The following is a 26,197-nucleotide window of genomic DNA, read 5'->3' on the forward strand; positions in this document are numbered from 1 at the left end:
TTTTTAAAAAGATAAATCTTTTAGAGATAATATTTTACCAGTTTGTTTGATTTCAACAACATATTCAGAAATAGTTTTGTCTCTAAAATTTTCTAATAGTTTGTTTTTAAATGGTGATACTATAAAATGTACAGGGCATGGCGTTTCGTCATTACATTGCGATAATCCTAAGTAGCAATTATCAAATTTAGAAGTGCCATCAATGTTTTTAATTACATCCCAAATAGCATTTTCTTTATCTTTTTCTGAAAGGTAAAAACCACCATTTGGACCTTTGGTCGAAGAAACCAATTTTCCTTTAGTTAATTGTTGTAATAATTTCGCTAAAAAGGGCTGGGGCGTTTCAAGATTTTCAGCAATTGTTTTGACACCAATTTTAGTACTTTCATCGGTTTGTATAGCTAAATACAAAATAGCACGAATAGCGTATTGACAAGCATTTGATAACATAGAATATTTTTATTTTTCAAACATAGTAAAAAAAAGATGTTTTAGTCTTTAACCGAATGAATTTTTATGTTTTTAAGTTAAAAAGCAATAATTTTATTAACTATATTTTTATAATTCTAGAAATGGATATAAAGGAAAAAATAATACAACTTAAAAAGCAAAAAAATGCTGTAATTCTAGCTCATTTTTACCAAACAGCAGACATTCAAGATATAGCAGATTATGTTGGTGATAGTCTAGGTTTGTCCCAAATAGCGGCAGAAACAGACGCCGATATTATTGTTTTTGCAGGGGTTCATTTCATGGCCGAAACTGCCAAAATATTAAACCCAACAAAAACCGTCGTATTGCCCGATCTAGATGCCGGTTGTTCGTTAGCAGATTCTTGTCTGCCAGAAGCCTTTTCAGTGTTTATAAAACAGCATCCTAATCATGTAGTAATTACTTATGTAAATTGTTCGTCAGAAATTAAGGCTTTAAGTGACATCGTTTGCACCTCTTCTAACGCATTAAAAATTGTTGAATCGATTCCCAGAGACGTTCCTATTATTTTTGCTCCAGATAAAAATTTAGGAAAGTATATCATTAAAGAAACGGGCCGAGATTTGTTACTTTGGGATGGCAGTTGTATTGTTCATGAAGCTTTTTCAATTGATAAGTTAATAGTATTACATAAAAAACATCCTGAGCATAAAATTATCGCACATCCAGAATCTGAGGAGCATATTTTGAACACGGCAACTTACATTGGATCTACAGCTGGTATGATAAATTATGTTAAGGAGCACCCTAAAGAAAAATTTATAGTCGCCACGGAAGCCGGTATATTGCATAAAATGCAACAGGAAGTTCCGAATACAGAGTTGGTTCCGGCACCAACATATGAAGATAATACTTGTGCTTGTAGTGAATGTGGTTTTATGAAAGTGAATACCATCCAAAAATTGCACGATTGTTTACTAAATGAAACACCACAGATAGAAGTTCCAGAAGACATTAGGAAAAGAGCATTATTACCTATCGAACGTATGCTTGAGTTATCAAAATAATTATGATGAATACAAATTATTTAGTTATTGGTTCAGGTATCGCCGGATTAACGTTTTCGATTAAGATTGCAGAAAGGTTTCCCGATAGAACGGTTATTATTGTAACGAAAGCACATGAAGAAGAATCTAACACCAAATACGCTCAAGGTGGTATTGCTGTTGTTTTAGACAATGAAACAGATTCCTTTAAAAAGCATATTAAAGATACTTTGATTGCAGGCGACGGATTGTGCGATGAAACCGTGGTTAAAATGGTTATTGAAGAAGGCCCTAAGCGTCTTAAAGAATTACTACTTTGGGGGGCTAATTTTGATCTTGATGGAAGTGGTGATTTCGATTTAGGAAAAGAAGGTGGCCACTCTGAATATCGCGTCGTGCATCATAAGGATATTACTGGTTTTGAAATAGAACGGACGTTACTTAAGCGCGTTCATCAATTACCAAATATTACTATTTTACCATATCATTTTGCGATAGATTTAGTAACGAATCATCATATAAAAGATCTAAAATCAGAAAAAATATCCTGTTTTGGGGCGTATATTTTAGATCAAAAAACAGGAAATATTATCAAAATAAAGGCAAACAGCACGTTGTTGGCAACAGGAGGAATAGGTTGTGTCTATGGACATACTACAAATCCTATTATTGCTACAGGCGATGGTGTAGCAATGGCTTACAGAGCTAAAGCACACATAAAAGATATGGAGTTTGTGCAGTTTCATCCAACGGCATTGTATGAAGCGAAAGGCGAGTCTTCTTTTTTAATTTCTGAAGCCGTTAGAGGATTTGGCGCCTACCTCAGAAATAAGGGAGGCCACAGGTTTATGTCTGATTATGATGAACGTGCAGAATTAGCATCCAGAGATATCGTATCACAAAGTATTGATAGTGAGCTTAAAAAATCAGGTGAAACCCATGTGTATTTAGATTGTACCCATTTAGATATTGATACGTTTATTAATCATTTTCCTAATATTTATAAAGAATGTTTAGAACATCATATCGATATTAAAACCGATTGGATTCCTGTTGTTCCAGCATCACATTATTTGTGTGGTGGTATTAAGGTTAATAAAAACGGAAAAACTACGATTACTAATCTGTTCGCTTGTGGTGAATGCTCAAGAACTGGTTTGCATGGGGCCAATAGATTGGCATCTAATTCGTTATTGGAAGCGTTGGTATATGCACATAATATTTTTAAGTATCATGGAAAGAATGCGTATCCATCTTTAGATTTAAGAATTCCAGATTGGAATGAGGAAGGCACTGTAATTCCACAAGAGCACGTTTTAATTCAGCATAACCTGATACAATTGCAGGCCTTAATGCGCGATTATGTGGGTATTGTAAGAAGTAATAAACGATTAAAACAAGCCGTACGGCATTTAGATTTAATATATGATGAGGTTGAAGATTTGTATAAAGAATCTAAAATAACCACAACTTTGTGTGAGCTACGAAATATGATAAATGTATCGCATTTAATTATAAGACAATCTTTAGAGAGAACTGAAAATAAAGGCGGATACTTTAATATTAATAATGTAAAAAAATAAGCGAGGATTTGGCGAAATCCTCGCTTACAGATTATAGCGTATAAATTAAGAATCTATTTCCCTAACATTAAAAGTTCATTACAAACAACTTCAGTAATATAACGTTTGCTACCATCTTTATCCTCATAACTGCGTGAGGTTAATTTTCCTTCAATGGCCACTTCTTTTCCTTTAGTGACATATTTCTCTATTATTTGAGCCGTTTTTCCCCAAGCCACAATGTTGTGCCATTGTGTGTCTGTAATCTTTTCACCTTTATTATTAGTGTAACTTTCATTAGTAGCAATATTAAATTTTGCTAATGTTTTCCCAGATTCTAAGTTGATGATTTCTGGATCGTTTCCTAAGTTACCAATCAACTGTACTTTGTTTCTAAGTGTGTTCATAATTTTAAATTTTAATCGTTAAACAGTTAATGCTATCGAGTTCCTATGTTTCGACACTGCAAAGATGTAATAGCTTTCAAATTTTATTCGGTTAATAAATATTTAAAATCGTTTGTAAATGTTTGTAGTCGTTTGTAAACGGATATATTTTGTATATTTATCTCATGAAATTTCACCTAGAGACCGAACGATTAATATTACGAGAGTTTAGAATAACCGATTCAGAAGTTATGTTTGACTTAGATTCTAACCCCAAAGTTCATAAATATTTAGGAAATAAACCTGTAAAAAATAAAGAAGAAGCTCTTGAAATGATTGAATCGGTGATTAATCAATATAAAGCGAGAGGAATTGGGAGATGGGTTGCTATTGAAAAATCTTCAGGAGAGTTTATTGGCTGGTCTGGATTAAAGTTAGTTACCGAGTATCGTTTAAATGGTTTCACAAAATTTTACGACATAGGGTATAGATTCTTGCCAAAATATTGGGGTAAAGGCTATGCAACAGAATCTGGAATGGCAGCCAAATATTATGCGTTTAATGTTTTAAAACTACCTGAGCTTTGTGCATCAACACATATTGACAATCAGGCATCGCATTATGCATTACTTAAAATTGGATTAAATTATATTGAAGATTTTTATTCTGAAGAATGGAAACTCAATTTACGTTGGTATAAAATTAAGAATCAGTAGTTATGGCAAAAAAATGTTTAGAATGTGGCGAAAAAATTGTAGGTAGAATAGATAAAAAATTCTGTAGCGATGGTTGCCGGAATGCTTACAATAACAACGTTAATAAAGACAGCAAAAATTTAATAAGAAATACCAATAACAGACTTCGAAAAAATTATAGAATTTTAGAGATGCTTAATCCTAATCAAAAAACAAAAACATCGAGAGCCAAACTTATTGAAGCTGGATTTGATTTTAATTATTTTACAAGTATTTATACCACAAAAGTCGGCACTATATACTATTTTATATATGATCAAGGATATTTACCCTTAGAAGGGGATTACTATGCTTTAGTAAAAAGAGAAAACTAAAACGCTATTTTTTCCAAGTAGAGCCTTTTAGCTCTAAGGCGGCTTTTAAAACATCTTTTTGGCTTATTTGTCCAACAAGTTTTCCATTTTCAACTATTGGAAAACGCCTTCTTTTGGCTTCTAAAAATTTATTAGCAGCATCAAAAATACTCATATTTCCATCAATAGTTTCAACATTTTTAACCATGTAATTCTCAACGGTATGATTACTCATTGGCATATTATGATACCTACTTTCACTTATTTCTTTAATACAATCGCCTTCAGATATTACCCCAATTAGTTCATGTTTTTCATTCACTACTGGTCCGCCAGAAATGCGATATTTAATAATAGCACTAACAACTTCTTCTATGGGCTGATTAGATTTAAATGTTATTAAATTTCTTGTCATATAGTCACTAACCTTTAAAGGTGTATCTCCTGTGGTTTTTTTTGGATTTCGTCTAGCGGCAAGAAAACTTTTTATTCCCATTGTATTTAATTTTTAAGATTACTAAATGTAATTATTTTTTTCGATTTTTCCTAAATGTAAATTTTATAATGCTTTAAACAATCAGAATATATACAATTTACATGATATTGATTTACTAAAGTCTAATGCTGATAAAGTTATTTTTTGTGAAATAAAAATAATTAGCATTGTTTTAAGAGTTTAAATGTTAAATTTTTATAGTTTTATCGTTTTGAAAATAAACTTAAATTAAAATAAAGATGAAACGATTATTAGTGTTGGTTTTATTAGTATCCAGTTTCCAATTAAGTGCTCAGAATAACACTGAATTATTAAAGCATTATGAAGCTTACTATAAGCAAATGAAAAAACAAGGAGATGTTCAAGGAATTATTAACGCGATGACACATTTAAATGTGCTGTCTCCTTCTCAAGAAAGATTAGACACCCTAGGTTATATTTACATGAGTGAAGGGCAGTATTCTCAAGCTTTAAATACTATTGGAATAGACAAAGTAGTTAATGATTCTGATATGGCTGTGCAGGTTAAGGCAGTCTCATTAAAATCATTAGGGCAACCAAAGTTAGCTATTGGATTTTTTGAAGATATGTTTAAAAGAAATCCTAATGCACTAGTTGCTTATGAATTAGGAGAACTTAATTTACAAATCCAAAATTTTACAGAAGCTGAAAAGCATGTTACTTACGGATTGGAAAATTCAAAAGAAGATATGACTAAAACATTTTATGAAACACAGACACCTTATAAGGTGCCTTTAAAGTCAGCTTTCATGTATTTAAATGCTTTAATTACGTACAATAAGGATACTAAGGCTAATATTGACGCTGCCGTAGACATATTAGATTCTGCATTAAAAACAGCGCCTAATTTTAATTTGATTCAATTATCAAAAAATGAATTGTTAAGACAAAAACAAGTGTTACAGGCTGAAGCTGCAAAGGCTAAAAATTAAATAATATTTATATAGGAATGGGTGTTTTATCATGATATTACACCCCTTTTTTTGTTTTCAAATAATTCCCAGTCCCCAATAGCGTCATCATTTTTGTAAAATTAATACCAGAATCAATAGATTTATCAAGTCCTTGGAAGGAGTAATCATCAGCTGCGCTTAACGCGTAAACGACGTTTGGATTACTTGGAGTAACATCAATTACCAATCTGTTTGAATTAATGGGTAAACCAGTACCCGAAATTACGAACGAGATTTCACCATCAACTGAAATATAAAACGAGTCTGGAGTAACCGCATAAATCGTGTCAGGATTACTAGGTTTAATTTTAATGTCTTTGATATTTAAACCTTGTGAACCATTCGTGTTTATCCAAGTTGTTCCACTATCAATAGTTTTATAAACCCCATTATTAGTTGCCACCTATAAAATATTTGAATTTGTTGGATGTATGTAAATATTATTCATTGAAGTTGGAGAATTATTTACATTGAGTCCTGTAGTATTCCAAGTTGCGCTACCTCCCATAGATTTCATAACGCCTATACTATAGGAGTCTCTATTATCATCATCGCCTGTTGCAATGTAAATGATGTTTGAGTCTGAAGGGTCTATTATTATTTCTGAAACTCCATTTTGAGGTAAATCATCTGATAGCGGAGACCATGATAAACCAGCGTTTGTAGATTTTTAGATACCACCCGCAGGTGCACCAGAATAATAAGTAGTTGGGTTGTTAGGATCTACAGTTATTGAATTAACGCGACCTTGCTCAGAAGACCAAGAACCCGTATTGATATATTCAAATGGTCCTACTGGATGCCAATTGCTAGCATCTGCTAAGGATTTGTTTTGTTTTGATTCTTTAACCCTTAACCATGTGTTCCAATTCTCTTCAGATGAAGGTAAAGTACCCTCTTTTTTTACAAAATTTAGCCAATATGTTTCCCATCGCTTAAAGGGTTTGTACACACTTCCTTTAATATTTTTATCTCTTGTTTCCCAGCAAGAATCAAAGGCATCAACAATATCGTTAAAAGAAGTGTTGGTTGAGGACTTTGCGCTTGTTTTATTAAGTGCTTACATCTAAGGCGTATCTTGATTAAATTGTGCTTGAAAGCTTACAGGCAATATAAGAATTATAATAAATAATAGTCTTTTCATTCAGTTTAGGGCTTATCAATATTTCGCGAGTCTTTTTCTAACTTTTTATTCATTTGTAAATTTAAGTTTGAAACAGATTCTAAAAATTCCTTCACCGACAAAATCAATTCATTTTTTGAAGTGGTTGATAAGCTGTAGATATTTTCAAGTTTATACAGTTTTGTTTCTAAAGCACTTATTCTTGCCTCTACCGATCGTGTATTGATAGTGTCAGGAATTTTTAGCTTTAATTCTTTAAGAAAACTTACAATAGTGTCATGATTATTTTTAAAAAAAGATAAATCTCCATTTTTAACATCAGTTACAATAATTTCTAATTCGGCAAAACGATCCCATTTTTCAATAACTTTTTTTGTCTTAATATCGATATTATACTCTAAAAATTTAAGTTTTGAAATATCGCTCTTAGTTAGCTTAGTGGTGGCTGATTTACCAGATTGATTGTTGATGTCATTTTGCTTTTTTTGACCACATGAAACTAGAATGAAAAAAAGAGCGAGACTGCTTAAAAATAAAGGGAAAAATTTCATTAAATGATAATTTTGATGTATTACAAATATAGCAGAATACATGATTTCTTTTAAATTATCATCAACGACTTTTTAAATATTTTTCATTATAATACGAAATCATCAATAAAATCTTTCTAATTTTGAATAATTCTTATAAAAGAAAAAATTAATGACTCCAAAAATATTGATTATTGGTGCTTGCGGACAAATTGGCTCTGAGTTAACCTTTAAATTAAGGGATTTGTATGGCGATGAAAATGTCATTGCTAGCGACATTAGTTACAGCAACTTAGAGATTGTTAATTCTGGGATTTTTGAAATTGTAGATGCCCAAGATTACGCAGCAATTAAAGTATGCGTTGAAAAGCACCGTATAAACACGGTCTATTTGATGGCAGCAATTTTGAGTGCAACAGGTGAAAAATACCCGATGAAAGCTTGGGAATTGAATATGAGTTCCCTTTTTCATGTTTTAAATCTTGCAAAAGCAAACTTTATTAAAAAAGTATTCTGGCCATCGAGCATTGCTGTTTTTGGACCAACAACGCCAAAAGAGCAAACCTCTCAATATACGGTTATGGAACCTTCAACTGTTTATGGAATAACAAAACAAGTTGGTGAGCGTTGGTGTGAATATTATCATAAAAAATATGCTGTAGATGTTAGAAGTTTGCGCTTTCCTGGAATAATAAGTTGGAAAACTTTACCAGGAGGCGGTACAACAGATTACGCCGTTGAAATTTTTCATAAAGCAATTACAGATAAGAAGTATGAATGTTTTTTAAAAGAAGATACTTCACTTCCTATGATGTTTATGGAAGACGCAATAAAAGCAACTATTGATATTATGAAGGCGGCAAATGGAGATGTTAAAATTCGTTCATCATATAATTTATCAGCCATTAGTTTTACACCAAAAGATGTTGCGGCTTCTATTAAAGAACAAATTCCAGAATTTGAAATTACATACAAACCAGATTACAGGCAAGAGATAGCTGACAGTTGGCCAAAAAGTATTGATGATTCATATGCTAGAAAAGATTGGAATTGGAAGCATGAATTTTCGCTTCAAAAAATTACTGATGAGATGCTCTTTCAGTTGGGCGAAAAATATAGTAAAGACTCATAAAAAATATCGAATAATTGTATATTTGAGCAACTTAAACCCCAAAGAATATGCTTGAAAATTTCTGGTTCAATGTAGAGTACGGTATTAACCATGTTCTTGACATTAATGCTTATGACCATGTTTTATTTCTTATTGTATTAACAGTTTCATATATTTTTAAAGACTGGAAACGTGTTCTTTTGTTAGTATCAATCTTTACCTTAGGACATACCTTATCTTTAGTTTTAGCTGCCTATAATATTGTTAGCGTTAATGGACAATTAATAGAGTTTTTAATTCCAGTAACCATATTAATTGTAGCACTTTTTAATGTGTTTACTGCGGGAAAAGGGGCGCAAAAAGAAAAGATAGGTGTCTTGTTTTTCTCAACTTTATTTTTTGGAATAATACATGGTCTGGGATTTGCTCGAGAATTCCATATGCTTGCAGGATCAACAGATAATATATTCTTTTTATTGGTGGAATTTGCATTAGGTATTGAAATAGCCCAAGTTATTATCGTTTTTATGGTACTCTTTTTAGGGTTTTTAGCGCAAACGCTATTCAGGTTTTCTAAACGAGATTGGGTTATGGTTATTTCCGCGATAGTTGTAGGGCTCGTTGTACCTATGATTATCAATAGTGATTACTTAGCTTAAAAAAAGAGGCATTTCCGTTAATTTTCATAAAACTTTAACGAATTAGCATTGTAATTGAAATTACAACCAATTATCTTCGTTATACAGTTAAGAGTCATTATCTGAATTACATTATTTTAAAATATTATCATATTGATAAACAAACAACTTAAATACGATAAAGCTTACTTAAGAATTGCTGAAGAATGGGGTAAGTTATCTTATTGCAAGCGCAAACAAGTTGGAGCGCTTATAGTAAAAGACAAAATGATTATTTCTGATGGCTACAATGGAACACCCTCAGGTTTTGAAAATTTTTGTGAGGACGACGATGGTTATACCAAATGGTATGTGTTACATGCAGAAGCCAACGCTATTTTAAAAGTCGCTAGGTCGACGCAATCTTGTCAGGGAGCCACACTTTATATTACCTTATCTCCTTGTAAGGAATGTAGTAAATTAATACATCAAGCTGGAATCGTAAAGGTAGTTTATGCCAAAACTTATAAGGATGATTCGGGGTTAAAGTTTTTAGAAAAAGCAGGTATTGAGCTTGAGTTAATTGAAGATATAAAATGAACTTAGAAAAAAAATATATACCATTATTTGTAGGTGTAGCTGTTGCTATAGGAATCATAATTGGTGGTAAGTTAAATTTTACAGACTCTCCAGATAGATTATTTTCTACAAATAGCAAGAAGGATAAACTTAACAGGCTTATCGATTATATAGATTATGATTATGTTGATGAAGTCAATACAGACAGTATTGTTGATGTAACCGTTAATGGTATTTTAGAAAATTTAGATCCACATTCTGTATATATCCCCAAAGCGGATTTAGAACGCGTAACGGAAAATATGAAAGGTGATTTTGTTGGTATTGGGGTTAATTTTTATACGTATAGAGATTCCATAGCGGTGATAAGGCCTGTTGAGGGTGGTCCTAGTGAAAAGGCAGGGATTAAAGGAGGAGATAGAATTGTTCTGGCTAATGGTGACTCATTATTTGGAGAATATTTGATCAGAGATGAAATTGTAAAAAAACTTAAAGGGCCTATTAACTCTAAAGTAGACTTAAAAATATATAGACGCGGAGAGCCTGAACTATTAAATTTTACAGTAAAACGCTCTAACATTCCTATAAAAAGTGTAGATGCAGCCTATATGCTTACCAAAGATTTAGGATATATAAAAATTAATAGGTTCGCAGAATCTACTTATAAAGAATTTAAAAAAGGAATCAATAAATTAAAGGCTTTGGGTGCTACTAAAATGGTGCTTGATTTAAGAGATAATCCCGGAGGGTTTTTAGGAATTGCAGAGCAAATTGTAGACGAATTTTTAGAAGAAGACAAGCTTATTTTATTTACAAAAAATAAAAGGGGAGCCATTGAAAAAAGTATTGCAACTAAAAAAGGCGATTTTCAAACTAGTGAGGTTTTTGTGCTTATTAATGAGAATTCAGCTTCGGCTAGTGAGATTGTTGCAGGGGCACTTCAGGATAATGATAAAGGTACTATAGTTGGAAGACGCTCCTATGGAAAAGGACTTGTACAGCGCGAAATGGAATTGGGTGATGGCAGTGCGGTCCGTTTAACGGTATCTCGTTATTATACGCCTACAGGACGATCTATTCAGCGTTCTTATGAAAATGGATTGGATGATTATTATGATGATTACTATGAGCGCATGGAAAGTGGAGAACTTACAGATTCTACGAAAATTCAAGTAGCAGATTCATTAAAATTCACAACGCCAATGGGTAAAATTGTATATGGCGGTGGTGGTATCATTCCAGACGTGTTTGTACCCATTGATAGAAGTATGCAAAATGAAACATTAAGCTTTTTATACCGAAGAGGTTTTGTTGGTCATTTTATTTTTGAAGAATTGGAAAAAGACAGGAGTGTCCATAGCGATATGTCAAGACAAAACTTTATTGATAATTATATTATTGGTGACGACTTAGTATATGCCTTTGAAGATTTTATCAATGCCAGAACAGATTCAAAAATCACTTTTGTAGCTTATCATGATGAGGTTAAGCAATATTTAAAAGCAACTCTTGGAGATCAATTATATGGTGATGGGGCGTTTGAAGAAATTTTCAATCAAACAGATATAATGCTAGAAGAGGTAATTAATTTGAGTGAAAAACCTTAATAGATTTTATCATGTACTTTGGTGTGTTTCCCACCATTCCATAACGTCAGAATATCGGTGGCAACTTGAGAACCACTGCCAGAAGCAATAGCAAACTGGCTTCTCCATCCCGCTAAAGTACCCGCAACGTAAAGACCCTTTTCAATAAGGTGGTCTGTATTTTTTAACCAGATGCGGTTTTTTTCTTTAGCTGCTCTTGGGTGGGCTTCAATATAAGGCTCTAATCCCTTAATAGTTATTGAATTAGTATATCCAACAGCAATAACAACCATGTCTGCTTGATATGATTTTTTATTGGTAGTAACCTCAAAAAATGTATCTTTTTTAATAATTTCACTAACCTTTTCTTTATCAACTTGCATAACATGTGGATAAAGTGAAGCTAATTGGTTTTTTCCTTCCTTTAAAATGTCAGCTCCAGTTGTTCCGGGATTTAATCCCAGTACGTTATTAAACAACGCATTTTGTAAATCAGATGTTTTTTGGTGTGTAATAATACCAATCTTTTTATCATGAGCGTACACTGCTTTTTTAGCCGAACCTAAAACCAGTGCACACGATAATCCCGCGGCACCACCACCTATTATCAATACATTAAACATTATTTGTTACTTTTAACCTTTTGTTCAATACGTTTAGAAATTCTAAGAATTTGTAAAAGTACCAAAGCGCAAAGTGCCGCTAGAATAGTAATTAAAGCAATCGAGCTTTCTCCTTCAAAAGGGTTATTTTTATCAATTTTGGTAGCATTAAAAGCGATAAGTATTAAAGCAATAAAGCTGAGTAGTATGGTAAAAATCTTCATAATTAAATAAATAAAATTTTAATGTTGTGAGCAAAAAGCTTCACTGCAATGGCAAGCAAAATAACACCAAATACTTTTCTTATAATACTAATGCCGTTTTGCCCTAAGAAACGTTCAATTTTTGCAGACGTTTTAAGAACGATAAATATAAAAATAACATTTAAAATAATAGCAATAATAATATTTTCTAAGCGATATTCAGCCCTTAATGATAGTATTGTAGTTAAACTTCCAGGGCCAGCAATTAAAGGAAATGCCAATGGGAATACCGAAGCTGTCATGGGGTTTGTTTCTTCTTGTTTATAAAGTGTGATTCCCAAGATCATTTCTAATGCAATAAAGAATAATATAAATGCACCTGCAACGGCAAAAGAGCTAACATCAATACCTATAAGGTTAAGGATGCTTTTTCCTAAAAACAAAAATAAAATTAAAATAATCCCCGCGATTACTGACGCTTTTTCACTTTGTATATGTCCTACTTTTTTCCTTAAATCAATAATAATAGGTATACTGCCTACAATATCAATTACCGCAAATAAAACCATAAAAACAGTAAAAATTTCTTTAAAATTAAGTTGCATTCTAACTAGGTTTAAATTTTTTGCAAAAGTATATTATTAATACTGATATATAAGTGAAAATAATAAGAAAGTTTGGTTAATTTTGCAGACTTTAATTACATCGTTTTTATGTTCCAAATAGGAAAAACCATAGTATCAGAAGAAATTATTCAAAATGATTTTTTATGTAACCTTTCAGCATGTAAAGGCGCATGTTGCATTGATGGTGAAGCTGGAGCGCCACTAGCAAAAGGTGAGGTAAAGATTTTAGAAGATATTTATCCTAAAGTAAAACCTTTTTTACGTAAAAAAGGCATTAAAGCTATTGAAGATCAAGGTGTGTATATCACTACAGCATTGGGTGATTTGGAAACACCTTTAATTGATGGTGCAGACTGTGCTTATGTTATTTTTGATACAAAAGGAACGGCACTTTGTGCTATTGAAGAAGCCTACAATCAAGGAGAGATTTCTTGGAAAAAACCATTATCCTGTCATTTATATCCTGTAAGAGTAAAAGATTATAGTGAGTTTTCTGGGGTTAACTATGAAAAATGGGAAATTTGTGATGATGCCTGCGCTCTTGGTAAAGAATTACAGGTACCTATTTACAAGTTTGTAAAAGAAGCGCTTATTAGAAAATTTGGAGAGGATTGGTATGCTGAATTAGAAAAAGTAGCTGAGACGTATCAATAGATTTCGAATAAAAAAATAATTCTTTTTACCAAACAAAAAGGGAGCTCTACAACATTTTTTCTTATCATTTAAAAATTGCAATAGCCTTGTTTTATTGTGCTTAAGCAAATATGTATTTTTTTAAATACTTGATTATCAGTATCTTATATTTATATTTTTTAGAGGGTATTAAAAATTAACATATGTTAAGCTTTGTTAAAAACTTGTGGACATTGTTTATAACTATGCCTTTCATTTCCGAGGTCTTTTTTGAATCTTTGTTAATTCCAAAATCAATCTAATTTTCGTTTAATTCTAAAAACAAATAAAATAATGTCGCAGACAATGGAGCCCATTTTACAAGAAAATAAAAACCGTTTTGTTATTTTTCCTATTCAACACCATGATATTTGGGAATGGTACAAAAAGCAAGAAGCGAGTATATGGACTGCAGAAGAAATAGATTTACATCAAGATTTGTCTGACTGGAATAATAAATTAAGTGATGACGAGCGATATTTTATAAAACATATTTTAGCATTTTTTGCGGCTAGTGACGGTATCGTTAATGAGAATTTAGCCGAAAATTTTGTGTCTGAGGTTCAGTACAGCGAGGCCAAATTCTTTTATGGGTTTCAAATCATGATGGAAAATATCCATTCAGAAGTATATTCCTTATTAATAGATACATATGTAAAAGACGAAAAAGAAAAAGATCAGCTATTCAAAGCGATTGAAGTATTTCCTGCGATTAAAGAAAAAGCTGATTGGGCTTTAAAATGGATCGATTCTCCAAGTTTTGCTGAGCGTTTGATTGCATTTGCTGCGGTTGAAGGCATCTTTTTCTCAGGAAGTTTTTGCTCTATTTTTTGGCTTAAAAAGCGTGGGCTATTGCCAGGACTCACTTTTTCTAACGAACTAATTTCAAGAGATGAAGGCTTGCATTGTGATTTTGCAGTGCATTTGCATGAAAACCATATTGTAAACAAAGTGCCTAAAGAGCGAATTACAGAAATTTTAACGAATGCTTTAGATATTGAAAGAATGTTTATCACAGAATCATTGCCAGCAAGTCTAATTGGTATGAATTCTAAATTAATGACGCAATATTTAGAGTTTGTAACTGATAGATTATTAGGCGAGTTCGGTTGTGATAAAGTCTACCACTCAACAAATCCATTTGATTTTATGGACATGATTTCATTACAAGGAAAAACAAATTTCTTTGAAAAGCGTGTCTCTGAATACCAAAAAGCAGGAGTCCTTAATAAAGAAGATGATAAAGATAAGTTCAATTTTGATGCTGATTTCTAAGCAGAGTCCAATATTTGACTAATTATAAAATCTAATAAATAACTAACCATTTTTCTGAAGGTGTATCAGAAATTAATAAAAACCGTGTAAATAATGTATGTAATAAAAAGAGATGGCAGAAAAGAGCAAATCATGTTCGATAAGATTACCGCAAGAGTGCGTAAATTGTGTTATGGATTAAATGAGTTGGTTGATCCATTAAAAGTAACAATGCGCGTTATTGAAGGGTTGTATGATGGAGTAACTACGAGTGAGCTTGATAATCTTGCTGCCGAAATTGCTGCCACCATGACCACTGCTCATCCAGATTATGCACGTTTGGCGGCACGAATTTCGGTCTCAAACTTACACAAAAATACAAAGAAAACGTTTAGTGACGTTATGCATGATTTATACACCTATGTAAACCCAAGAACAGGCAAAGATGCACCACTTTTGGCTGATGAGGTTTACAAGGTTATCATGGAACACAAGGAAACCCTAGATTCTACTATTATATATAATCGTGATTTTGGATATGACTATTTTGGTTTTAAAACACTAGAACGCTCATATTTATTAAAATTAAACGGTCAAATTGCTGAACGTCCTCAGCACATGCTCATGCGTGTATCAATTGGTATACATCTTAACGACATTGAGTCTGCCATAGAAACATATGAGCTCATGTCTAAAAAATATTTTACACACGCTACACCAACATTATTTAATGCGGGTACGCCAAAGCCACAAATGTCATCTTGTTTTTTATTAACTATGAAAGATGATAGCATCGACGGTATATACGATACGTTAAAACAAACGGCTAAAATATCGCAGTCTGCTGGTGGTATTGGGTTATCTATTCATAATGTGCGGGCTACAGGAAGTTATATTTCTGGCACGAACGGAACTAGTAATGGTATTGTACCCATGTTACAAGTGTTTAATGATACGGCGAGATATGTAGATCAAGGTGGCGGAAAACGTAAAGGTAGTTTTGCTATCTACTTAGAACCATGGCACGCCGATATTTTTGAATTTCTAGAGTTAAAGAAAAACCATGGTAAAGAAGAAATGCGCGCACGTGATTTATTTTACGCCATGTGGATTTCAGACTTATTTATGAAACGCGTTCAGGAAGATGGTCCATGGACCTTAATGTGTCCAAATGAATGTCCAGGTTTATGCGATGTTCATAGTGAAGCCTTTGAAGCTTTATATTTAAAATATGAAGCTGCTGGTAAAGGAAGAAAAACGATTAAGGCACGTGATCTTTGGGAGAAAATTATGGAATCTCAAATTGAAACGGGTACACCGTATATGTTGTATAAAGATGCAGCAAACCGTAAGTCAAATCAGCAAAATCTTGGTACTATAAGATCATCAAATTTATGTACAGAAATTTTGGAGTACACATCTCCCGATGAGATAGCTGTTTGTAATTTAGCATCAATTGCCTTACCCATGTTTGTGAAGAACGGTGCTTTTGATCATAAAGAATTATTTCGAGTCACCAAACGCGTAACTAAGAACCTAAATAAAGTCATTGATAGAAATTATTATCCTGTAAAAGAGGCAGAAAATTCTAATATGCGTCATCGCCCTATTGGTTTAGGAGTCCAAGGATTAGCTGATACCTTTATTCAATTACGTTTACCCTTCACCTGCAATGAAGCTAAAAAATTAAATCAAGACATCTTTGAAACTATTTATTTTGCTGCGGTTACTTCTAGTATGGAAGAAGCTAAAGTTGATGGACCTTATAAAACCTATGAAGGATCACCAATAAGCAAAGGGGAGTTTCAATATAATTTATGGGGCTTAAATGATGACGATTTAAGTGGTCTTTGGGATTGGGCGAAGTTGCGTAAACAAGTTATGAAACATGGTGTACGCAACTCATTATTGGTAGCACCAATGCCAACTGCTTCAACATCTCAAATTCTTGGAAATAATGAGTGTTTTGAACCTTATACATCTAATATTTATACGCGACGGGTTTTATCTGGGGAGTTTATTGTAGTGAACAAACATTTATTAGAAGATTTAGTTGATCTTGGTTTATGGAATGATGGTTTAAAGCAAGAAGTTATGAGGGCTAATGGATCCATTCAGAATGTAGATGTTATTCCTCAAGATATTAAAGACTTATATAAAACCGTTTGGGAATTAAGTATGAAAGACATCATAGACATGTCTCGTCAAAGAGGATACTTTATTGACCAGTCACAATCACTTAACCTGTTCTTAGAAGGCGCTACCATGGCTAAATTAACATCTATGCATTTCTATGCATGGAAAAGCGGTTTAAAAACAGGGATGTATTATTTACGTACTAAGAGTGCGGTTGATGCGATTAAGTTCACATTAGATAAGGCTAAGAAAGAAGAGCCAGTCGCAGAGGAAATGGTTAAAGTTGACGAAAATCATTTAGCCCAACAAAAAAAATTAGCGGTTAAGGCTGCTGCTAAATTTGCCCAACAAAATGCCGAAGTAGAACCTATGTCGCCTGAAGAAATGAAAGCCTTAATTGCTCAAGCAAAGGAGTCAACAGGCGGTGATGATTGTTTAATGTGTGGATCATAGAAAAGTTTTTATATGGAAAGTAAATGTTATTAAGTGTTATAAAAAGCGTCTTTAAAAGACGCTTTTTTAAGCAAAACATGGCATCGGGACTAAAAAAAGTTATAAAATAAAAAACCACCTTAAGTAAGGTGGTTTTTTGCTTCTATAAAAAGATTAAACTTATTCGTCTTCCTCACGGGTAATAGTCGCTGGTTTTACAGAACTATCATGAGAACTGTGATATTCTTCTAAAAGATTCATTATCGTTTTTAATAAATCTTTAGTTTCTAATAATAGACTAAAATATAGTGTTGTGTTTTTCGGACTAGATTCTTCAGTACGTGTGCGTTCAACTTGTTTATGAATCTTATCGGATACTAATTTTAAAATTTCTTCTTTTTTGGTTAATATCATACCAATTTCTTCAAAAGAGCGAGACTCAAATGCATGTTTTGTGTTTTCAAATAATTTTTCAAAACGCGCATCAACTTCTTTTAGTTCTTTTATTTGATTGAATTTTAGTTTTTTGTGGTTATTATAAACATGTTTATGACTCACTTTAGTAATATACTCTAATGATTGAACCATATCTTGTAAATACCCTAGAATATGGATATAAAAATTACTGGCCCCAACGCTGGTTTCATCTAAATTCTTGATAAAATAAAAGATATTGTCTCGTAATTCGTCAACTTCATCAGATAATTTAACTATTTGCTTTTTATTCTTTTTAAGTAAATTTAAATCTTGTAACGCTAAACCATTAATGGCATTGGTATAAATCCTGTTTCCTCTTTTTACAACATTGGCAACATTAGCAGCACTTTCATGAATAACTCCTTGAATAGAACTACTCTCAGCTTTTATCAAACTGTCTTCAGCTTTCGATTCTTTACTTTTTTTATTATGAGCTAAAGAGCTTCTTATTAATAATCCAAAAGCAGCTAACAATAATATAGGGAACATGATAGTTATATTCAAGTTCAATAAGTAAGCAACCAAAGCTGCTGCGGTAAAGGCGCTAAATGCCGTAAAGAACCATCCACCAATAACATTTATTACACCAGCTACTCTATACACTGCACTTTCAGCTCCCCATGCTCTATCAGCTAATGAGGTACCCATGGCAACCATAAACGTTACATAGGTAGTAGAGAGTGGTAATTTATAAGAAGTTGCTATTGAAATTAAAACAGCTGCGACCATTAAGTTGACAGCTGCTCTTACCAAATCAAAAGCTGGAAGTTCGTAAGATTTATCTTTACTAAGTTTAATCACAGGCGTTTCAAATTGTTTGTCAATTTTTGTCTGCCATGATTCAGGTAATACATATGCAGATATTTGAGACATTAATACTGCTGATCTTACAAACCCACGTGATAAAAAGTTGGGTTGAAAACGTTCTTTAGTTTCACTCTGACTTGATAAATCAAGCTCCGTTTTAATCACGTTTTTGGCTTTTGTAGAAAACCACAGCGTTAATACCATTATCATGCCTGCTCCAAATAAAAGCCAGTTGTTGGTTGGTACCTTTTCAGCTAATACGTCCATGGGGAAATTCGATGCAGATAAACCAGAAGCAGTCCATTCTATAAAGGCACTATAAGCAGCCATGGGAACTCCAATAAAATTAACTAAATCGTTTCCAGCAAAAGCTAAGGCTAAAGCAAAGGTTCCAATTATAATGATAAGTTTGTAAATATTTGCCTTTGCAAAGGCGATTACACCATAAGATAATAATGACCAGAACATGAAACTAATCCCAACTATTGGCAAAACATTATGTTCTAAAAATGACTTAATGGTTTCTCCATCAATTATGTCATAAGACTGTTTAGCGAAGTTAGTGCCTCCAATTCCTTTCATAAATATGAAATAAGTAATGGATGTTAATGCAACACCTCCAAATAATGCACCTACCCATTGTGCTTTCTTTTCAAAATTATATGATAGAAGTACCCTAGAGAACCATTGTACCAATGCTCCTACAGAAAATGCAACGACAACCGAGAGGAGAATACCAAATATAATTTGCGAAGCTTTTGATGTATTAATATAATTTATTAAATCACCAAAATCTCCACCAGTATGACCAATTTTTATTAAGGCAATGGCCACTGCGGCTCCAAGTAATTCAAATACAATAGATACCGTAGTTGAGGTAGGCATCCCTACAGAATTAAAGAAATCTAGTAAGAGGATATCTGTTATCATTACCGCCATGAAAATGATCATGATTTCATCAAACATAAACTCACCAGGGTTAAAAATGCCCTTACGAGCAACTTCCATCATTCCACTTGAGAAAACAGCTCCAACGGCCACACCAACACTGGCAACAATCATAATTGTTTTAAAAGAAATAGCTTTAGAACCAATGGCAGCGTTTAAAAAGTTTACTGCATCGTTACTAACACCAACAACCAAATCAGCAACTGCTAAAATGGCTAAGGCGATAATCATGTATAAGTAAATATTATCCATAGGGTTTAGTTGTAAAATGTTTGCAAATATCATGACTAATATATAATAATTTGTTATGTAATTGTTATGTTTTTAAATAGTTTTAAAAATGAATATCAAATCCAAGTCTAAAAGTTATATTATTTTCGTTACCATCTAATTCGGTATAACTTAAATCACTCTGAACTTTTAATTTATGGCCAACTATAAATTTATTGACACCTAACGTATATTGTTTTCTTGGAGGTGTATTAGTAATAGTTTCATAATCTACTTTTGTAAATCGACCTGCAATTTCATAGTTACTTTTAAACAAATATCCTGCCTGTAAGTTTAATGCATGACCAGTTAAAACGATGTCACCAGTGGGCGTAGTGCCGTCTATTTCTGTTGCGATTTCATCATCAGCTGTACGTTTTGCATATTCACCCATGAATGAAAAGCCATTGTATTTAAACATGGCATCTGCAAAAAGAGTAGTTTGGTCTGTTTCATAAATAGAGCCATCTGTCCGTATCATATAATCCCCTGCAAATCCTCGTTCTCTAACAGCATCTTGATTGTAGTTATATGTAAAGCCAGTCATAAGTTTTGGTTTTTCCTCACGTTTTAAATCAGATTGACTGTAATCGCCTTTTGATTTAAAGGTTCCAAAAGGCAAAAATTCTAAACGAGCAGTATACTGTAGTCCACCTTCATTCCCCTCCGTAACATTACGGCCCTCACCTTGTGAAACCGAAAACTTTTCACGCATCAAGAAATTTCCACCTAGTTTAGTCTTATGATGTAACTGAATACCTAAATCACGATCAATATTAAAACGGCTATTCAGTAATGAACGGTCTATGAGTTGTAAATTTGCTGAAGAAACGACACGTTCTACATTACCTGGTAATTTGGTTTGACCTGCCCAAAGTTCCCAATTACCAGCAAAATTCCACATAATAACGGCATCTAGTATATAACGTGGTGTGTTTCTGTTAAATTGATTAGCTCCGGAAATATCTCTATTAGATAATCCTAGTTCTAATTTGTACTTAAGTTTAGGGCTATATGCAAAACCATCAAATTTTAAACGAGATCTTCGAACTATAAAATTGTGTTCTGGACTTCCGTATTGGTTGCCATCATGATCCCAAGAAGATATTGAACGCACTTGAAATCGGGGAGCAAATTTTATACTAAAAGAACTGTCTTTTGCAACAAAATTAATTAAGCCATTACCAAATGAAGTATCGCTTATTTCTTGAGCTTTAATGGAATTGATTGTAATGCTCGCTATTATAGCCATTACGCTAAGTCTTAGTTTCATTATAGTTATTAGTTTTTGTCATTGCAAATAACTGAAATCAATGTTAACTTAATGTTTCTATATGATTAAGTTTAGAACAAAAAAACTGCCTTGGCCAAAGGCAGTCATTAGATTCATGATAACGTAGTCGACAAAAACTAATAGATTATATGAAATACTAATTGTATTTTAAAATACGTTCAAATATCACTTTTAAAAGTAACTTGATTGTAAGGAGAATATTAAATAATCATTAAATATGATTTTCATTTTTTTATTCCAATGTTAAGTTTTTAGTGTATTTATATTTATAAGTAACTATAAAACAGAGCTTTGTGATTTCAATGTTAAGTAAACGTTATGAAAACATTTTTTTAATGTAAAATATGGATTATATTTGTTATATAATTATTATTACAACCCTATAGATAGATGAAAAAGATAGTGACACTGGTACTTGTTTTATGTGCTACAATAAGCTTTGCCCAAAAAGAAAGAACATTAAAATTAAATAAAGATACCAACTTAATAGACGTTGTATATTATCATGATAATGGAGAAGTAAGTCAAACAGGAGCTTATACGTTAGATGGTAAATTACAAGGGGAATGGACTAGTTTTAATAAGCAAGGTAAAAAAATTGTTTTAGCTAACTATGATAATGGAAAAAAAGTGGGTAAGTGGTTTTATTATAATAATGGAACAGTTAAAGAAGTTGATTATAGTAGAAATGTTATAGCAGGCTTAAAAGAATCTGAAGTAAAAGGAAATGGCGATTTATAAAATTGCCAAGTGGAATTATATAAAAAAAAGCATCCTATATTTAGGATGCTTTTTTTTAAAAACATATGTTATTAGTTACCTGTAGTCCAGTTTAGTCCCCAAGTAGCAAAATCTGTACCTGTACCATTTCCATCACCAGATTTGATAAAGTCTCCATCAATATTAAATGTAACGCCAGTATCATTCTTAACTTTCGTGGTGACATCAGTAAATGTTACGTCTGTTACATTTAAGTCACCACTTGTAACACCAGCACCTGTAGGGTTATCTCCTGTATCACCATCTAAATCAAATCCTTCTTCAAAACCTTGAATTAATAGGTTTGAAAATACACCTTGAGTTCCTGCTCTTAAACGAATAGCCTCAGTTCCTGCAGTATTTCCTTGACCTATAACTGTTAAATTTGTTACAGTAGGTTTAGAATAAAAACCTGCAGCATTACTAAAGTCTGTGTTATATCCATCAGCTTCAATAGCTTTATCGTGACTTATACCATGCTTTACATAAGCATTCGTTATAGAACCAGAAAACCCTTCTGTCCAGTCTAATGAATCATCCTGACAATTGGTAACGGCAACATAATTTATATTTACGGTTCCACCAAAAAACTCAATGCCATCATCTTTTCCTTCATGTGCTTGAATGTATTGAACTAAGGTTCCGTTTCCAACACCATAAAATGAGATACCATTATTTTCAGATTGCCCATCAGCGGCACCACCAGAATATTCAACACGTACATAACGTAAAATTCCAGAATTGTCATCAGCAGCAGTTCCTCCATAAGGTAAACTTGCAATTTCAGAGGTTGAAGTAGCGCTACCCGATACTGAGTTTATTGGTGCTTTTCCTAATAGGATTAATCCGCCCCAATCACCAGCGGCCGGTGAAGAGGCATCCGAAGTAAATATAATTGGGTTATCGGCAGTTCCGTTAGCAACAATTTTAGCACCTTGAGATATCGCTATATACACATTGGCGCCAGAAGCTAAAGCTGTAATAGTCATGCCAGCAGGAATTGTTAGAGTCGTTCCAGATGTCATAATTAACGCCCCATTTATTTTATAAGAATTGTTAGCATCTAAAGTTAAATTTTCAGTGTATGTTCCTGAGAGGAACATGGTTTGAGGATCTGTAGTGCCACCGCCATTATTATTTATGACGCTGTTATCATTAATAATGATATCTGCAGTGTCATCAGTGGTACATGAGAACATCACTGCAGTTATGGCTAATACTAGTAATAAATTATTTTTCATCATCTTTTGGTTTAATTATTTTTTTTTCGTTTAAAATTTATATTTAAGTAGAAGGCTCATTTCCATGCCTCTTTTATAGTTAGAAACACCTTTTCCGTTTGCAGAATTCACTACAATATCGCCAAGAGTAGTTTCTCTAATGTATTTAATAGTTGGGTTTAAAAGATTTTTAGCAGTAAGGTTGACTTCAAATTTTTTGTTAAAACTATTTTTCCAAATAAAGTCAAGTGTTGATATACTTTTTTCAATTACATTTCCTAATTGGCCAGACCCTAAGGCATCTATTCTATCTGAGAAATATGAAAACACTAGGTTGGCTGTTGGTTTATAGTTTTTAAATGTTGGAGAATAGTTAATATCTGCATTCAGAATTAAAGGAGAGGCTCCTTGCAGCTCTTCAGTAGTTTTGTTGAAACTTACATCATAAGTAGCACCATCTATTTGTTCGTATAAATCTTGTTCTGTATGCATGTAGGTAGCATTAAGACCAAGCGATAATTTAGATTCATCATTTTCGTCTGTTATAAGGTTCTTTCTTACTTCTATTTCTGCACCATAAACCGTTGCCTTATCGCCTGTTCTAAAGTAACGCTGAGTTCCTGTAGCATCAGCTCCTACAACCAGATTTATTGGGTCTTTGATTTTTTTGGTAAAGGCGGCTATTGATAGTATTTCACTTTTGCTAAAAAACCATTCGTATTTTAAATCGAGGTTTAAAATTTGCGAGTATCCTTTTTCTAATAAATCTGGGTTTCCTCCAATACGTGTCGCAATATCTTCATAAACAAAAGGTGCCATTTCCTTAAACTCAGGAATAGATACGGTCTGACTTGCAGAGAAGCGAATATTTTGTTCGTCTGTTAAGCTATATTTTATATTTAAGGTTGGTAAAAAGAAATCTTTTTTAAATGATCTGTCATCTTCGCCGCTATTCCCAAGGTTAATTACATTGTAGGCAATGGTTTGCTCTAAAGACTCCATTCTAATACCAGGAACAAATAACCATTTTTCGCCTGCTTTTATTTCTGCATCAAGATAACCGGCATAAATGTTTAAGTTTCCTTTATATGTGTTTTCTGGAGAACCAGGCCTGTTCGTATTTGAAAGGTAAGAATAGGTATTAATAACTTTAATCTCATAAATACCTTCACCACTTGGGTTTAAGCGCATGTTTTCTAGAGAAAAAATATCATTAAAATTATTTACATCGGTTACTTCAGTTGAAGGACCTACAATATCAAAACCGTATCTAATATTGTCAAATGTTCTTTGTTTATTCCTACCATCATAACCTACATTTAATTTAAAGTTTTCTGAAATATTGTAAGCTAGATTTAATTTGCTGTTAAATTCTTCGTCTTCAATATTCTGAAAATAGCGTTGGTTGTCAAAAACTACGTTGCTATAAAACGTTGGATTGGTATTTGGGTCGTTATCTAATGCAAATTGATAATTTTCTAAGGAGATACGTTTTCTATCGGGTTGCCTTGAGTATACCAGGTTATGACCAAATCCCCAATCAAGTTCTAGCTTACCTGAGGTGTGATTACCTTCAATCTGATTCACAAACATTTGGGTTTGATCAAATTGAACATTCATTTGGTAAAAACCTTGTTCTGTATCTAGAATAGCATCTCTGCTTCTTCCTTTTCCATCAATTCCAAAATATCCAACGACATCCGATGAGTTTGTTATAAAAAGAGAGTTGTATGTTAATGAATTTGAATCATCAATTTTATAGTTGATGTTTGCCATTCCTGTTGTAACTGTTGAATATTCGTATTCTTCGGCTTGTTCAAAGGCTTTCTTTTCAACTAAGGTGTAATCAATCGCCTGGCCTTTTCTGTATTCATAACTATTTTCAAACGAAGCCGTTACAAAAAGACTTAATCGAGAACCATTGTTAAAGTTAAAGGAAGTTCCTGCAGAACCACCATAGCTAACATTTATTGGTTCTCCTGCGCTTTCGGGATCGATACCATGAGATAAAATAACAGCAAATGGGTTGTGCTCATAACGCCCATAATATCCAAAATAACCAGTTCCTTCACTTCTAACAAAGTTTTTTCCTGATGCATTGGTGTTAATTCCAGAACCAGCAAAAAAATCAATAACCCCTTTTCCCTTAAAATCTTTTGAACTAATATCTACATTACCAGCCGAGAAGTCTCCATAAAATCTTGAAGAATACGCTTTACTAATAGATACATTTTCAATAACGTCTGATGAAAATAAATTTAAATCAATATTCTTTTTATTGACATCATTTGAGGGTAAAGACAAACCATTCATAGTGGTGTTTAAATAACGGTCGCCCAATCCTCTAACATAAACATTACTAGATCCTTCTTGCCTAGAAACACCGGAAATTTTTGCAACTGCTCCAGCGGCATTGCTAACACCCTTTCTAGAAAGCTCATCAGCCCCAATACTTTGCTTAATTTCAACAGCTTTTTTTTGTTCTAATAACAGAGCTGTTTCACTTTCTCTTCTGGTAGTTGTGGTAATTACCACTTCATCTAAAGAAGCAGCACTGGCGCTCATTGTTACATTCAACTCAACAACTTTTCCGGCAATAATTTCAATTGCTATATCCTGGGTTTCGTAACCTACAAAACTAAAAGATAGGGTGTATGAACCCGCATCTAAATTTTCGAAACCATATAATCCATCCATATCCGATGTTGTTCCTTTAGTCGTTCCTTTTATTAAAACGTTTGCAAACGCTAAGGGTTCATTATCATATTCTTTATCTATTAATTTTCCAACCACAGAACCTGTGTTCTGAGAAAAGGATAATACGGAAACAAAGAGTATAATTATTAGTATGATTTTTTTCATTCGTTTTTTCATAATTTAATGCTGCAAAGAAAGAGACCTTCTGTAAATAAGATGTTACCTTAGGATTAAACAACAGTAATAAAACTGTTACCTAAGTGTTACTTATTTGGTCTATAATTTTAATTTGGAAACAATGGCTTAACAT

General features: G+C 32.8%; 26 protein-coding genes. 13 read left to right on the forward strand and 13 right to left on the reverse strand.

Going from position 1 to position 26,197, the window contains the following annotated elements:
* Positions 1-3: 3 nt before the first annotated feature.
* Entirely contained in the window at positions 4-450 is a 447-nt protein-coding gene (locus AC15TD_RS05215; protein WP_484451074.1) for an RrF2 family transcriptional regulator, read from the reverse strand.
* Between the two features lie 122 nt (positions 451-572).
* Between AC15TD_RS05215 and nadA the strand changes: the two genes are divergently transcribed.
* Positions 573-1,499 carry a quinolinate synthase NadA gene (gene nadA / locus AC15TD_RS05220; protein ID WP_484451075.1) on the forward strand — a complete coding sequence of 309 codons (927 nt, stop codon included), beginning with the start codon at positions 573-575 and terminating at the stop codon, positions 1,497-1,499.
* A gap of 2 nt (positions 1,500-1,501) precedes the next feature.
* Positions 1,502-3,061 carry an L-aspartate oxidase gene (gene nadB / locus AC15TD_RS05225; protein WP_484451076.1) on the forward strand — a complete coding sequence of 520 codons (1,560 nt, stop codon included), beginning with the start codon at positions 1,502-1,504 and terminating at the stop codon, positions 3,059-3,061.
* A gap of 53 nt (positions 3,062-3,114) precedes the next feature.
* Here the strand turns inward: nadB and AC15TD_RS05230 are convergent, their stop codons facing one another.
* A complete protein-coding gene (locus AC15TD_RS05230) occupies positions 3,115-3,447 on the reverse strand; it encodes a single-stranded DNA-binding protein (protein WP_484451077.1) in 333 nt (110 codons plus the stop codon).
* Positions 3,448-3,611: 164 nt separating this feature from the next.
* Here AC15TD_RS05230 and AC15TD_RS05235 point away from each other — a divergent pair, with 164 nt between their 5' ends.
* Both AC15TD_RS05235 and AC15TD_RS05240 read left to right on the forward strand, forming a co-directional pair.
* Complete coding sequence (locus tag AC15TD_RS05235) at positions 3,612-4,142, forward strand: GNAT family N-acetyltransferase (RefSeq protein WP_484451078.1); 531 nt, start codon at positions 3,612-3,614, stop codon at positions 4,140-4,142.
* Between the two features lie 2 nt (positions 4,143-4,144).
* A complete protein-coding gene (locus AC15TD_RS05240; RefSeq protein WP_484451079.1) occupies positions 4,145-4,495 on the forward strand; it encodes a hypothetical protein in 351 nt (116 codons plus the stop codon).
* Positions 4,496-4,499: 4 nt separating this feature from the next.
* On the opposite strand, the gene AC15TD_RS05245 is transcribed toward AC15TD_RS05240, so the two are convergent.
* Positions 4,500-4,970, reverse strand: coding sequence for a CBS domain-containing protein (locus AC15TD_RS05245; protein ID WP_484451080.1), 471 nt, complete (start codon positions 4,968-4,970; stop codon positions 4,500-4,502).
* A 239-nt stretch (positions 4,971-5,209) separates the two neighbouring features.
* On the opposite strand from AC15TD_RS05245, the gene AC15TD_RS05250 reads away from it, so the two are divergent.
* Entirely contained in the window at positions 5,210-5,923 is a 714-nt protein-coding gene (locus tag AC15TD_RS05250; protein ID WP_484451081.1) for a hypothetical protein, read from the forward strand.
* Between the two features lie 37 nt (positions 5,924-5,960).
* Here AC15TD_RS05250 and AC15TD_RS05255 read toward each other — a convergent pair whose 3' ends face one another.
* The 3 genes from AC15TD_RS05255 to AC15TD_RS05265 all read right to left on the reverse strand — a co-directional run bounded on the left by AC15TD_RS05255 (position 5,961) and on the right by AC15TD_RS05265 (position 7,618).
* Positions 5,961-6,347, reverse strand: coding sequence for a WD40/YVTN/BNR-like repeat-containing protein (locus AC15TD_RS05255; protein ID WP_484451082.1), 387 nt, complete (start codon positions 6,345-6,347; stop codon positions 5,961-5,963).
* A 267-nt stretch (positions 6,348-6,614) separates the two neighbouring features.
* Complete coding sequence (locus tag AC15TD_RS05260; RefSeq protein WP_484451083.1) at positions 6,615-6,896, reverse strand: hypothetical protein; 282 nt, start codon at positions 6,894-6,896, stop codon at positions 6,615-6,617.
* 197 nt (positions 6,897-7,093) lie between these two features.
* Positions 7,094-7,618, reverse strand: coding sequence for a hypothetical protein (locus tag AC15TD_RS05265; RefSeq protein WP_484451084.1), 525 nt, complete (start codon positions 7,616-7,618; stop codon positions 7,094-7,096).
* Between the two features lie 151 nt (positions 7,619-7,769).
* On the opposite strand from AC15TD_RS05265, the gene AC15TD_RS05270 reads away from it, so the two are divergent.
* The 4 genes from AC15TD_RS05270 (at position 7,770) to AC15TD_RS05285 (ending at position 11,511) form a co-directional block, all read left to right on the forward strand.
* Entirely contained in the window at positions 7,770-8,729 is a 960-nt protein-coding gene (locus AC15TD_RS05270; protein WP_484451085.1) for an NAD-dependent epimerase/dehydratase family protein, read from the forward strand.
* Positions 8,730-8,776: 47 nt separating this feature from the next.
* Complete coding sequence (locus AC15TD_RS05275) at positions 8,777-9,367, forward strand: HupE/UreJ family protein (protein ID WP_484451086.1); 591 nt, start codon at positions 8,777-8,779, stop codon at positions 9,365-9,367.
* A 132-nt stretch (positions 9,368-9,499) separates the two neighbouring features.
* On the forward strand, positions 9,500-9,925 hold the full coding sequence (locus tag AC15TD_RS05280) for a deoxycytidylate deaminase (protein WP_484451087.1): 426 nt from the start codon (positions 9,500-9,502) through the stop codon (positions 9,923-9,925).
* Complete coding sequence (locus AC15TD_RS05285; RefSeq protein WP_484451088.1) at positions 9,922-11,511, forward strand: S41 family peptidase; 1,590 nt, start codon at positions 9,922-9,924, stop codon at positions 11,509-11,511. The genes AC15TD_RS05280 and AC15TD_RS05285 overlap by 4 nt, the downstream gene beginning before the upstream one ends.
* Here the strand turns inward: AC15TD_RS05285 and AC15TD_RS05290 are convergent.
* The 3 genes from AC15TD_RS05290 to AC15TD_RS05300 are packed head-to-tail and all read right to left on the reverse strand — an operon-like array spanning position 11,508 to position 12,900.
* Positions 11,508-12,113, reverse strand: coding sequence for an FAD-dependent oxidoreductase (locus AC15TD_RS05290; protein ID WP_484451089.1), 606 nt, complete (start codon positions 12,111-12,113; stop codon positions 11,508-11,510). The genes AC15TD_RS05285 and AC15TD_RS05290 overlap by 4 nt on opposite strands.
* On the reverse strand, positions 12,113-12,316 hold the full coding sequence (locus tag AC15TD_RS05295; RefSeq protein ID WP_484451090.1) for a hypothetical protein: 204 nt from the start codon (positions 12,314-12,316) through the stop codon (positions 12,113-12,115). Before AC15TD_RS05295 ends, AC15TD_RS05290 begins: the two co-directional genes overlap by 1 nt.
* Positions 12,317-12,318: 2 nt before the next feature.
* Positions 12,319-12,900: a MarC family protein gene (locus AC15TD_RS05300; protein WP_484451091.1), complete on the reverse strand. Its 582-nt coding sequence runs from the start codon at positions 12,898-12,900 to the stop codon at positions 12,319-12,321.
* 108 nt (positions 12,901-13,008) lie between these two features.
* On the opposite strand from AC15TD_RS05300, the gene AC15TD_RS05305 reads away from it, so the two are divergent.
* The 3 genes from AC15TD_RS05305 to AC15TD_RS05315 all read left to right on the forward strand — a co-directional run bounded on the left by AC15TD_RS05305 (position 13,009) and on the right by AC15TD_RS05315 (position 17,436).
* Positions 13,009-13,575, forward strand: coding sequence for a DUF3109 family protein (locus AC15TD_RS05305; RefSeq protein WP_484451092.1), 567 nt, complete (start codon positions 13,009-13,011; stop codon positions 13,573-13,575).
* A 312-nt stretch (positions 13,576-13,887) separates the two neighbouring features.
* Positions 13,888-14,868: a ribonucleotide-diphosphate reductase subunit beta gene (locus AC15TD_RS05310; protein ID WP_484451093.1), complete on the forward strand. Its 981-nt coding sequence runs from the start codon at positions 13,888-13,890 to the stop codon at positions 14,866-14,868.
* A gap of 93 nt (positions 14,869-14,961) precedes the next feature.
* Positions 14,962-17,436 carry a ribonucleoside-diphosphate reductase subunit alpha gene (locus AC15TD_RS05315; RefSeq protein WP_484451094.1) on the forward strand — a complete coding sequence of 825 codons (2,475 nt, stop codon included), beginning with the start codon at positions 14,962-14,964 and terminating at the stop codon, positions 17,434-17,436.
* Positions 17,437-17,595: 159 nt separating this feature from the next.
* On the opposite strand, the gene AC15TD_RS05320 is transcribed toward AC15TD_RS05315, so the two are convergent.
* Positions 17,596-19,899: an anion permease gene (locus tag AC15TD_RS05320; protein WP_484451095.1), complete on the reverse strand. Its 2,304-nt coding sequence runs from the start codon at positions 19,897-19,899 to the stop codon at positions 17,596-17,598.
* An 82-nt stretch (positions 19,900-19,981) separates the two neighbouring features.
* Positions 19,982-21,190 (reverse strand): porin, encoded by a 1,209-nt coding sequence (locus tag AC15TD_RS05325; RefSeq protein ID WP_484451096.1) that lies wholly within the window; start codon positions 21,188-21,190, stop codon positions 19,982-19,984.
* Between the two features lie 411 nt (positions 21,191-21,601).
* On the opposite strand from AC15TD_RS05325, the gene AC15TD_RS05330 reads away from it, so the two are divergent.
* Entirely contained in the window at positions 21,602-21,952 is a 351-nt protein-coding gene (locus AC15TD_RS05330; protein WP_484451097.1) for a toxin-antitoxin system YwqK family antitoxin, read from the forward strand.
* A 71-nt stretch (positions 21,953-22,023) separates the two neighbouring features.
* On the opposite strand, the gene AC15TD_RS05335 is transcribed toward AC15TD_RS05330, so the two are convergent.
* Together AC15TD_RS05335 and AC15TD_RS05340 are read right to left on the reverse strand one after the other, a co-directional pair.
* Positions 22,024-23,211, reverse strand: a complete 1,188-nt coding sequence (locus AC15TD_RS05335; protein WP_484451098.1) for a multidrug transporter — start codon at positions 23,209-23,211, stop codon at positions 22,024-22,026.
* Positions 23,212-23,241: 30 nt separating this feature from the next.
* The gene (locus AC15TD_RS05340; RefSeq protein ID WP_484451099.1) at positions 23,242-26,052 is read right to left on the reverse strand and encodes a TonB-dependent receptor; all 2,811 of its coding nucleotides are present in this window, start codon (positions 26,050-26,052) and stop codon (positions 23,242-23,244) included.
* Positions 26,053-26,197 lie beyond the last annotated feature (145 nt).

The organism is Yeosuana sp., from assembly GCF_057126245.1.